Source organism: Kaistella pullorum, from assembly GCF_014837035.1.
GTDB lineage: Bacteria > Bacteroidota > Bacteroidia > Flavobacteriales > Weeksellaceae > Kaistella > Kaistella rhinocerotis.
Map to the genome: position 1 here is coordinate 1 of NZ_JACSPS010000019.1, position 1,992 is coordinate 1,992.

2 protein-coding genes are annotated in these 1,992 nt (G+C 32.4%); both read left to right on the forward strand.

What is annotated here, in order from left to right:
- On the forward strand, positions 1–765 hold a 765-nt coding region (locus H9628_RS11850), incomplete at its 5' end, for a HEAT repeat domain-containing protein (protein WP_251834351.1).
- A gap of 176 nt (positions 766–941) precedes the next feature.
- A complete protein-coding gene (locus H9628_RS11855) occupies positions 942–1,811 on the forward strand; it encodes a TraB/GumN family protein (RefSeq protein ID WP_251834352.1) in 870 nt (289 codons plus the stop codon).
- The last annotated feature ends 181 nt before the right edge of the window (positions 1,812–1,992 follow it).

Consider the following 1,992-nt stretch of genomic DNA (forward strand, 5'->3'; position numbering starts at 1 on the left):
TCGCTAAGTTTAAAGTCCGGATTTTGTACGGAGATCTGGGGCAGCAGCCGCAACCCTCCATATACGCCGGACGTTAGTGGCAACCGTATGACGACTACAATCAAGAAAATATTACCCTACTTTTTGACCTCAATTTTTGTGGTTGGGCTTTGGTGGGTTTTGACGTGGACAAACAACTATGCTTGGAACCCAGTTGGAAAAGAATTGTTAATGCTTGAAATTGCTCTTATTTCAATTTTTTATTACAAGACACTTTTTTGGTTAGTTATCGCAAACGTGACGGTTTTTACTGTTAGACAATTAATGCGAAAGAATTATAAGACGACTGCTATTAGTGCACTTTTGACAATTTCATTTTATTTCTTCGTTGGACAAGTAGTTGATAAAAAATGTGCTTTTCATTATTATTCTGTTTTTCATAACCAGTCTGTTTCAGAAGAGTATATCGACAGACCAATACTTGAAGCAGGTTATCAAATTGGACCAATCATAACAGAAAATATTGCGGACAAGGAAATGAAATATAGACGTTACGCAATTGGTGGACTTGAAAAAATAAAATACAAACCAGCGACACCAACGCTGACAAAAATATTGCTTGACAAAAGCGAATTAGAAGTTTTTAGAGCAGACGCTTATGAAGCATTGACAGCATTCGACACTGAAGAAACAAGAAAAATATTAACCGATTTTGAAAACCAAGCGACCGACTCTCTCGACAAAAAAGTAGTTGAACTTGGAGAATATTTTATAAACAACAAGTAAATGGAGACAAGAACGGCAGCCACTAACACGGGTTTTGCGTCAGGCGGGCTGACGTACAAGCTTGGAACTTTGTGCTACTATTGAACTTTTGTAATAAATTGAAACTTTGTGCTCCGAAACCCGCCCGAACGCAAAGCCCGAAAACGTTATAGGCAATTTCACCAAAAGATCGTCAAATGAAAGAAAAGATTACAATTTTTATTTTTATTATTTTTTGTAATTTGTTAAATGCTCAAAATACAATTTTGTGGAAAATCACGAACCCTAAAAGTGAAAAAACTTCATATTTAGTAGGAACATTACATCAGTATGGTGAAAATTTTGTCAATAGATTTCCAAAAATTGAGAAAATTCTTTCAAATTCGGAAATAGCGTTATTTGAAAGTTTAACGATAGATTCTCTAGCAACTAACAAATTAATTAATTCACGTACAATTAATAATAATCTTGAAAAATATTTTAATAAAGAACAAGTTGAAAAACTCAAAATTTACACAGAAAAAAGCGAGCTAAATCTTTATAAATTAACACCAATTGAATTAAAATTTAAACTACAACAAAAATATACAAAGGTCGTATGTAAAACAGTAGAAATACATGAAAAGAATGACCATTTCGATGCGTATTTAATTAAGCTTTCTGACAAACATAAGATAACTAAAAAAGGATTTGAAACATTAGAGCAACAAATAAAATTGCTTAATAAGCAATACCAAGATACTAATTGGAAAAATCAAAAGAAATCTATTTTATTTTATCTAGAGCATATTACATCTCCAAAACCAAACACTAACGATAAAGAAAATTTATGCGGATTTTCAGAAAAGTATAGGAATTTTGACTTGGACTATCAATTTACCAGGTCAGCGAATTTAAAAATATTAGTTACCGAAAGAAATAATAATTGGATGAATGAGTTACTTCCACAATTAGAACAAAAAAACGCCTTTATCGCAGTTGGATTTATGCACCTGATGTATAAAGAAGGAATAATAAATCAATTAAGAGAAAAAGGATTTATTGTTGAGCCCGAAAAATTGAATTAAAGAAACTGCCTATAACATAGTATTTCTATTAGCGGGGTTGAAGTTTACATCATAAAGATTTTCGCTAACTGTTCTTTTTGTTGTATTTACAAAAACTAGTTATTATAATCCCCGCCAACAGAAATACCCAACCGTTACCGCCCATACTACCTTCCGCCGGTCCAAAATCCGTTTTTGTAAT

What these genes read in the sequence shown, in the direction of transcription:
- H9628_RS11855 (WP_251834352.1), top strand. Translation starts at nt 942, where the DNA reads ATGAAAGAAAAGATTACAATTTTTATTTTTATTATTTTTTGTAATTTG.